The sequence below is a fragment of the Candidatus Electrothrix sp. genome (genome assembly GCF_052785085.1).
In genome coordinates this window covers 1-10,348 of record NZ_JALAAI010000126.1, presented here as the reverse complement: position 1 = coordinate 10,348, position 10,348 = coordinate 1, and the positions used below count along the sequence as shown (strand labels likewise).

General features: G+C 44.1%; 2 protein-coding genes. Both read right to left on the bottom strand.

Annotated features, from left to right (window positions below; translation table 11 throughout):
- Positions 1 to 110: 110 nt before the first annotated feature.
- Entirely contained in the window at positions 111 to 725 is a 615-nt protein-coding gene (locus tag L2082_RS16040) for a hypothetical protein (RefSeq protein ID WP_446011956.1), read from the bottom strand.
- Between the two features lie 76 nt (positions 726 to 801).
- Entirely contained in the window at positions 802 to 10,314 is a 9,513-nt protein-coding gene (locus tag L2082_RS16035) for a LysM peptidoglycan-binding domain-containing protein (protein WP_446011955.1), read from the bottom strand.
- Positions 10,315 to 10,348 lie beyond the last annotated feature (34 nt).

Genomic DNA, 10,348 nt, shown 5'->3' with positions numbered 1-10,348 from the left:
TTTCTTGGCACCGCAAAAGCCTTGAAAAATATAATTACTTGATAATAAACGAAAAATATTTTTACGCCCAACGAATAATCAGGTAGTTAGGATTGTTTCGATAATGATTCTCACAAAGTTGGGGTAAGATAATTTTTCTCCATTTCGCTCAAAACCCCACTTGACAGGCTCTCAATATCATTTAAGTGTTCTCGAAGCATTTTACTTTCCTGCTTGACTCTGTCAACATTAGCGGTGTAGTTCGAGGACGTTAAAGAGTAAGCCGTACTCGCACTATTTATTGAGAGCCCTGTAGCACATGCACGACCTTTACTTAATACACAGCCAGCTGCTGTAAGCACCTGAGAAAAAGCATGAATTGCTCCGTTAATCGCAATATTCCTTACAGCTTCACTAGAGTCATCCCGCCTTGCCTCTTCAAGCCGTTGTTCTGATTGGGCTAACTCTAACACCACCTTATCCCTTACAGCTTTCCACTTTTCGAAGTCATCAAAAGTATGAGAAGAAATGTGAGATAAACCTTCGATATAAAATTTCCCCCTGAAACTCTCCAATTCCTGACAGCCCATTCCACCAAAAAGAACAATATTGGCTGGTACAATTTTTCCTGGGTTAACGTTGAATGATTGCCTGCATGCAGGATCGGCTTGTGAAGGGATAGGAAGGAACGAAATAGAAACGACAAGAACAAGCAATTTCAAGAAATTAACCTTAACATTATTCATACCATTCTCCTGTAGCGTGAAGTTAATGAAGAACTCAACACCGAATCAATTGAGATTCATAGAACTACCCGGAATATCAGCCCTTCGAGCTGATAAATAACGGAAAATGCGTAGAGCCATTTTCCGTTATTTTTTGTACCTTGTAATCTGTTACCGTTCCCTGCCGTGCTGAATCCTGCCATTGAAACACCGCGCGACGTCGGACAATTTCTGTTCGCAAATCTTTCGGGCAAACTAGGTCCACCCTGCTGGCTTCTGGTCCCCAGGCAAAACGTACGCACTGCACCTGATCTTTTTCACCATTCTTTTGGCATCGTAACAGGGCATAAGCAGCTTCAGGAGGAGGAATGACGGGTTCTGCAACAAGATTTACCTGCAATCTTATCTGAAGATACTTTTCACTTCCGCCCAATTTTATATTAAGAGTGAACTGGACTCTATCTCCCGAATCAAGCCGTTGAGCATCCATCAGCTTTGTTAAAGAAATCTGGATTATTTTCCCTGGTGCTACTCCTTCTCCCTTTATCTTTCTCACAGACTTTCCATTATCAATCTCGTCATGTACGCTTATGGTTTCAGAGAGAATCGCATTTTTCTTTATACTTGTTAATTCCTCAGCAACAGGACCTCTTACACGTTGAAGAGTCAGAAAGTCTTTTCCCCCATCACTTCTCTCATCATCCCAATCATAGCGTAATGTTACAACGCTGTCCGGGTTGTATTCCTTCCGGTCAACAGAAAGAGTTACTGAATGAGCAATATTATCTTCTAGGATATTCTCTACAACACGGGCTGTTGGCGAAGCTAGGCGACGATTATACTCCGGGTCTTCAAAATAAATGAACCGAGGTGAAAGCGGCAAAGAACGTTGCTCCCCTGCACGGCGCAGCATAAACGAGAGTGTTTGTGAAAAGCCTTCTTTATTCTCCGGGGGCGAAACAATAGCTTCAGCTTTTATAAGGGTGCCGGGTTTGGCAAGGGTCAGTTGTGTCTTCAACCCGTCCTGGTCATCATCGCTGATCTTAAAGCTTACTGAGTATTCGTCTAGAGGAATTTCTTCGCCTGATATAGAGACTTCCCTCTTCCACTCCTTGTTTTCAGTTCCCGGCACGCATTGAACCTTGAAAGAAGCCTCATGATATTGTTCAGGTACCCCTACCCCAGCCAGTCCCCTCTTATCTTTAAATTTGAACAGAATATGGTCGTCCCCTTCCAGATCTACTTTCTTTAGGACAATTTTTCCTTCATTCACCAGCAAGGACATTTCTTTTCTCAGAAAATCCAACTCAAAAGCAGGAAACTCCTCTCTCTCTTCTTCTGGAAGCCTAAAGACAGCACGACTCTTCGTCAAAAAAAAGGCTTTCCCGTTTACAAGCAAGGACGGAGTTATTTTCCATTCTTTCTTGTCGTTGTTTTCTGGATCATTATATTGAACATGGAAGTCCAGCTCGCCACCCCAGTTTTTTGGTATTTCCGCAGATGATGGACTGGTAAGCTCCATCCGTAACCGCCGGGCCAGGCCTACGCCGTAGATACGAAGGGCATGTTTTAAGGCCAACGTTCTTATAATTCTTGAGGGCGATGCTCCAAGCTGAGTCTTTATTACTTCTATAAGCTTTTCTGCTGACTTGATGTTTTCGATTGCTCTCAGTTTAACGCCATCCGCCTTTGATATTACTTCAGCTGCCAACAACGCATTAACCGTATCGTCCGTTATTGTAAAGTGGACTTCGCAAGGAGCAAAAAACGCCTCATCAGCAGGAGTATCAGTTACTAATGCATTTTCCGTGGGCTCAAAAAAACTGGCCCAAGTTTGCAAGGCTATGCCCTCCTTGTTCTCTTTGTCCTCTTTGCTCTTCTGGTTAAGAGGTAGCGGGACAGGACGGGGCACCCGGTGCTGTACAGGTATGCTCCCTGACACTAACACCTGATCATGCACAAGTCCCTCTCCCAGGGTCTGGCGCAGGATCTGACTGCGAAATGCCAACATGGAACCGGCACGATTACCGATCAGCAGATAACGTAACTCACCGGGAAGAACAGGCTGCCATCCTGAGGTATCACCTTCCACTTTTTCTACCGCCCCCTCCAAGGGTTGTTGAGGTAGGACAGGTTGAGCAATCACAGGAAGGAAACTCTTTATTGCTTTAGCGCGGAATGTTTCCGGCAGACCGGCAGAGGGCGGAGATGTTCTATTACCGTGCTCCCCCTCCTCCGGTTGTTCTTTCTCGCTCTTATTATAAGAAGACGTTCTGAACTGCACCAAATGCTGAGGAGCATGCCACCAGAGATCATGCTGCTGTTTGTCTGAGTCCATATCTGTTTCCTGCATTTTCTCCATCGAAGGTCCTGCTACACCCTGAGGGCAATCAAATTCTCTTGTATATTGAGTTGTTATACATAATGCGCCGTATCCCCACGGCAGGTCGGCAAACCCTTTCTCCGGTTGAATATACAGGGGCTGTACTCCTGTAACCTGCGGTGGTGCAAGCTCAAAGTCATGAATAACCTTGGGCATCTCTTGACCACCGAACTGCCCGTCACGGAACTGAAGCTGCTCAACGACAAAGCGTACGGGTTGTCCTATTTTCGTCAACTTCTCAGGAAGTGTCAAGTCTGCCACATGGGCATAGGAGTAGCGAGTAATCAACAGAGGGTGTTTTTCCGAACCGTTACTGTTCTGATTTACTTTATGAATTTCGCGGAACCTGAGAAAAGCAATGGGAGAATCAGGGGCCAATCGGAGATGGAGTTCCTTGGCCCAGAACTTACTTTGATCGTTGACCGCTTCAATACCTGCTTTATTTGCAGGATTAGTCAAATCCCACACCCGATTCGCTACAGGGGACAACCTGTTCATCGAATCAAGACAGATCATCTCAGCCACAACCACTTGAGGCTTCATAGAGTTATCTTTCTCAGAGCTTTTTTCTTCCTTCTGCAACGGAGTAAAAAACAACTTCAGATAAGGACTAACTGCATAACTGACAGGCATGGGGTTATCATTTTCAGCATAGCCGGGGAGTAGAGTCGCTGCCGGATATACCGCAATACCTTTGCCGGTATCGTTACGCCGTTTTCTTCGTTCTATTCTGCTTTCCAGTAACTGCAACCCGGCAAGAAGCCAACCATGATACTTATGATGTTCACCATCTTGAGACTCAATCACTCCCGGATAAAGCAAAATACTTTTTTGTCGCCAAGTCAGCTGTTTCTCTTCGGAATCCCGGCTAGGTTGACGATCATCTTGTTCGGTAGATGGCGGATAGGATAAACGACCGGCATCAAAAAGCTGATTCAATGCTGCAGCTCGGCTCAACCGGGCAGGTGTATCATGCAATGCAGCCATTGCATGGTTCAAAAATTCAGACTGAGAATCAGCACCTTCTTTGGAACTCTTGCCGCTTGAAGGACTTTTTTTAGAAATATCCTTTTTCTCAGAGGCAGGATGATGGAGGCGAAACCAATTTTCCTCCAAAGAAGCCGGATCAAGACGCTGAAAAACACGAGTGTTCAGTGTATCAAATGCAGATAGCTCAAGTTCTACATCGTGCTTAACAAAGTGCGTAAACATCGACAGCAGAGAAGGGAGTTTCACGTCATTTCTATACTTGCTGTGAATATGCCATATCGGATCAATCCTAAGCAGGTCCATATCCCTCTTATCATCGACAGCACCAACATCCTCCCCCGGTACACCGTCTTTATTCTTGTCCTGCATTCTCCCTAAAAACGGTATACTGAGGAGTTCCCAAGCCGTTTTCTCTGTCTCGTTTTGCTTTTTCAAAGAAACAGTGTAATCAGCAGAACTACTGAGAACCGCCTGCTGGCTGCCGTTGGGCAAAAACTGCAACGTTGACAGTTCAGCTGCTGTCACAGCCTGCTGCTTAAGCCAATGATGCGCACCGGCTTCCACAAGTAACATACTATGTCCTGTCTCTTGCTCGGCCTTAATAACATCATCCAAAGCCTTAATCAGCTCGTCACCCACACTGTCATTCACATAACCATGACCAACCGCTCCGATTGTATCGGTGCCTTTTTGGGGATCAACGGTGTATTTGCTGTTTACCTCAAGAAATTTCTTCAACTTTTCAGGATGTGCGAGGCGAACTTCCTGAACAACTGTCCATCGTTGATCATTGCTAACCTGCCACTCATCATTTGCAGGTTCAGGCTTTTCAATGTTCACCAGCTGATGTTCCACTGCTGCTAGAAATTGCCACGCTTTCTCAGTACCAAAACTGAAAAGCAGAGAATCAGAGGTGCCACCGCTCAGCATATTCTTCGGCAATTCATGTTGATTCAACAGAACACGTATTGTATGACGTAAATGCTCAATTTTTTCAGTAACCAGAGGCAGCTTCAGATTGTTTTTATTTCCATCTGAGTATCCCAAATCCTGTGGCCACGAGACCAGATTTTTAACTTCAAGTATCCCGTTAAGCAAAAAGGATTCGACCCATTGAGCCTCATTCGGTTTCTGCTTTTTCTTTAAAGAAAACTGCGCAGTATATCCGCATGTAATATTGCCGGACGACGAACTGAATACTTGCAGAGAGTTAACGTTGATTCCAGAGGGATCAGCTTCTTCTGTCGCATCAGCTTCTTTCCTCTCCTTTGTCTTTTGCACCTCCTGTAAAAAGTTATCTTCACCCCAAGTACACGTAAGCAGCGTCTCTATATAACCAGTCTGAAGCTGCAACCTCGGTTTGTTATCTTGCGTTCCTTCTTTTATAGGCTTAAAAGTGATAACGGCAATCCCCGGAGCGTTATACTCTTGCGGCACATCGGAAGAGTCTGGATTGACAGGTTTCAGATTCATACCGGGTAAAAATTGCAGAGAAGGACTTAGGCTGGAGCATTTTCCCCACTGAAACTGCAGGGTGTTCTCTGTAAAAGAAACGTTCTCTTGAGTTAAAGGCAAATCCAGTTTACCAAACAATGTACAGAACCCCTCTAGTTGCTTACCCTTGCTTACAACCTCCTCTTTCAATAGATCAAAAACGACTTCGGCATGAAAATCAGGATCAGGTATGCGCAATTTCCACCCTGTTTCAATATGATTCGGATCGGTGACTCTGCTGGAGTTTGCCCGATGTATTATTCTCCATTTTGAGGCATCATGATAAAATTCTTCTGCGATCAGAGATAAGCTGTCATCATCCTGCACAGTATACATTTCGGTATAACCGACTGTAACCGCTATGGTTGCAATTGGTTCTGGTTCTTCTTTAGAGTCTTCGGTAGGAAGAGAAATTGTAAGTTCGTATAACCTTGCAGTTACTTTACTGGAAACAGTAAAGCCCTCTTTTTCAACAAAAGAAAATACTTCCAGAGAAGAATCATACGAAATATCTTCAAGTTCGTGAGCCCACTCTACATCGAAAAAAGAATGCTTAAGCTGCAAGCCCGTTATATGAAGTTTTCCCTCTTTGAAAAAGATTCCCGTCCATGTTAAACGGGCATTGGAGGCGTTATTTTCTTCATTTTGCAGAGGCCATTCTCCAGAACCGACATTCTTAATATCTGTTAATTTAATCTGCTTAACAGGTTGAATAGAATCATTCTCTTCTACTGTGAACGTCACAGTCACAAGATTATTCAGATGATCAAACTCTTTTTGGTTAGCCAAAGGAAGCTGAAGACGTCCTTTGATTGTAATCTCAATGACTCCCGTATTATCATCATCAAGGGTCACCTGTTGAAGAACAAGCGGATAAAAATCCAGGTGAAATAATTTTAACGGGACAATATCTTCTTTTTTCTTATATCCCAACCGCCATTCGTAACCGAGCAGGTAGTTTTGTTCACGAGAAAGACCATCTGGGTGATTGATCTCCAAAAATGTTTTATTATCTTTCTCATCTATCCGACTAAATTCTCTTTCATTAACCGGAAGGTCCTTAAACCAGAAATGCCAATTGTTGTCCTCATGCACCTCAAGCGAAATTTCCTTTTTAAGCGAAGTCAATCTGTACTTTTTCTGCTCAATACGTCCTCCCTCTTGCTGCCAATCGCGCTCTATAAGCGTAACCGGAATTTGAAGAAGGTTAGACGCAGCAGAGTCTGTCGCCGAACGCCTCAAGCCCCGTTGATCTTGTATATACTTATTCTCCTCACCAGCATAAGCTGCCATACTTCCAGCTGTTACCTGGAAAGACTTGTCGCTCTTACTAGACTGGAATGTTAATTCACCAGCCGACTCCAAGAAATAGCCACTGACCCCCTCAAGAGCTGTTTCCCTTTCCAATACTACCTCATCTCCCAAAAACAACTTTCCGGGATAACTGTCAAAACTGTTTAAATTCAGCTCAAAAAATGCAACAGGCAAGTGATACGGTTCAATCAAATGATAAAACGCCGAGCTATCATTAGGTTTCATTGCTTCCACGGCATCCACTGCCGCAAGGGACGCCTGCTGAGATAACTGCTGCCAATAGCCGGAATACGTCCCTGTAGTTAATGGTTGCAGCTCTTCAACTGCTTCCGCCGTATCGTCATTCTGTCTTGCCGCAGAATCTGTCGGTGTTTCCGGCAGGGAGGCTAAGGCGTTGAGTTCATCGGTATACGGCAGATCGTATCTGTATTGAACAAGAAGTTTTTCAACAGGATGTGTGTCTGAACCTTCGTTCGACCGCTGAACACCCCTGCGAGGATCGTATAATAAGCCTGGAAGAGAAAGGCTGACTAAGGGGAGATCAAAATGTTCTTTCCAAATCTCAGCAGGCTTGAGAAAATTACCGTACACAGTGGGCCATTGCCCATTGTCATCTGCACCAAAACTCCATGATTCAAAGACTTCCTCTTTGTTTGCCAGATCAATCTCAAAAGGAACAAGTTGACGGCTGGGACTTGGATAATTTGGAGGTGTTTGGTTTTGAGTTAGCGGCAGGGCCTGAATCATTGGTAAATTTGGGTGGCAAAGCCAGAAAAGCGGATTCCAGAGGCTAGATGAGTATCCGGCTTGAGGGGCAAGGAGATTTTCCTTCTCCATTCTCGCGAAAACGTGCTGGGATCTTTTATATGAAAAAGACCACTGCCCCAATTCCCCATAAGACCTCTCATTCTCCTTTACACCAGGAACTTTCCTAGATAACGTCAATTCATCAACATGGAAAGTAAATAACGGAGGAAAAACTTCCGCGTCATTCTTGCGTATTTTTAAGACACCGGATTCCTCTCGAATCGTGCATGTAAAACCATTAGCACGATCTATGAGCTGAAATTCGTTTACATCTCCTTGTTGCTCAGGGTGATACCCAGTTAGTTCCTTTGACAGGTCAATATCATTTAATGCAAATAGTTCAATAATCCTCTCTTTTGCATTCGATCCAAACCGTTCTTTATAAAAGTCAGCATCATTACCACCTTCTATTTCATGAAAAAGACAATATCCCAAGCTATGATAAAGCGTAAAATCGCAGAGCACTTCTTCATCAAGTTCTGACTCCATCATGACAACGGTATATATCGGAACAGATTGCCATTCCGAGTTACTTGTTAATTTTATTATAATCTGCCAGCGACGTTTAATACTTTTGTCGTTTTCCTCCTCATCTGTCACCGATATTTCTTTAACTTGAATTTCGGCAGGCTGGATATTTTCCGGCAGAAAAATATTCCATTCGCTATCCTGAAAAAAATCTACCAATTCTTTATTCGCCAGTTCGTTGACAACACTCCACCATTCATCAACAGCCGCACTATCAAGGATACTAAGGAGAGTATTCTCGGCTTCTTTCTTTTCTCGAATTTTTCTCGCAATGAAAGGAAGCCCCTCCAAATGAACGGAATTATCAAAAAGCAAATAGCTCAGGCTGTAATAGACAGTCAGGAGCTTGAGGGAAGATTGAACAATCGTATACAGCGGCCTGACCGCATCAGCCCCAGAAGATAAAGGCAATTTTATATTAATCTGCCAGCGATCTTTAGATTTTTGTACTTGTTTTACTTCGATTTCATTCGTTTTAATCTTTTCTGGAAAAATAATATCCAGTTTACTGTCTCGAAAAAACTCTATCAGCTTTTTTATATTTTCTTCATTTGATGGATCATCGGCAGCTTCATTAAGATTATTAACAAATTTTTCGATAAGTTTATCGTCCTCGACTTTTTCTATCAGATACGGAATTACAAAAGGAAGACCTGTATGCACGGTTCTCAGAGGAACAGAGTAAAGACCGGAAACCCAGTTATCAAAATCAGGCAGAGCGTTTGCAGTGGTAGGCCGCCCGGCACTCAACCATAAGAAACCGTCAAGGGTTATATCCGGTTTAAAGATGGTCAGCTCAACCGATGACAGTGCAAGGGTATCTACTTGCTCTTCGGTTAACCGCCATTCCCCCTTTATATAGCGGGCGTTTGTCAACAACAGTGAGAAAGGATTCGAAGAGACTCCTTGCTGCTTTGTTTCAAGAATCTCTTCATTACCGTACATAACAGCGCCCTGTAACAGCATGGCGTCACTCTTTTTCAAAGAGATCTCCGGCTGGATCAAGCCAGCATCTGTGTATATCTGTTCGGTAAGATTGGGGATCGGAACTTGTGCCCAGCCGTCTTCCAGAGGCATAAATCCTGTAATGGACGGTGATTCAAGCGGCTCTGTATTTTCCGGTTTATCCGCCGGATTCCACCGGGGAACAGGCAGGTCTTGATCCGTGCGAATTCGCCGGGCTGTACGAACATGATCAAAGGTAAAATTCATGTTGCTGAGGGTAAAGGCATCCTTCCATTTTTTCTCTGCCTTCTTGCTTACAAAACTTAGGATTGGTGGGTGTTGTTCTACCTCCGTCTCCTTATCCCCATCAAAAGCAGTCGGCCTCTCTCCACTCTCAATTACTATTGAAACAACGCCTTCTTTTTTCTCTATCCTGACAACTTCAGGCTGGACATAGGCCAAGGTATCCGGGCTGTTATTCGGATCATCTGGATGCTGATCACTAAGAATCAACCTGAACGCCTCATGGGCAATATGCAACGGACCAACATCAAGAGCGTCCTGCTGATCGTTATTGGAGACGGGCCAGTACATATCAGGAAGCAAATCCTGCTTGGCTTCCAAGGTAACCCAAGTTGGTTTATCCGCTTTATCCGATTTAAATTCAGAGTCATGCCGGAAGTTTTTCGACAAATTTTCCCAAGCCGTCCCGATCCCGTCATGCTCTTCTTTAGTTAACATCTCCTGGTCAAGACGTAACCGGCAATGCAACTCTCCCTCTTCATTAGGCAATAGAGGCGTCAGGAGAAAGCTGCCCGTTACCGACTCACCGGGGCCTTGCCAGGGCAGACTGACTTGCCCATGTATTGAGCAACCGCTGGCATGGAGGTGGAGCTGGTCTTTTTCCTTGTCAAAGCCTAGTTGGCTAATTGTTCTGGACAATTCGCTATCCGCAGAAAGATCAATTAGTTTCCCGACGTCAATTTTTCCAGCCACACATGTAAACTTAAACTCCGGCTTGTCTTTTTTCCACTCCTTTGATTCGGCTTGGACAAGCAGCAGCAATTCAGAGCCTAAACTTTTTTCAATATGAGAATAGCGCAATGAGAAATTTTGGGCGCAACTATCCCGCCTCTTCAATTTAGACATGTTTGAAAAGTTAGGTTACCCTCTGGTTGTTTGT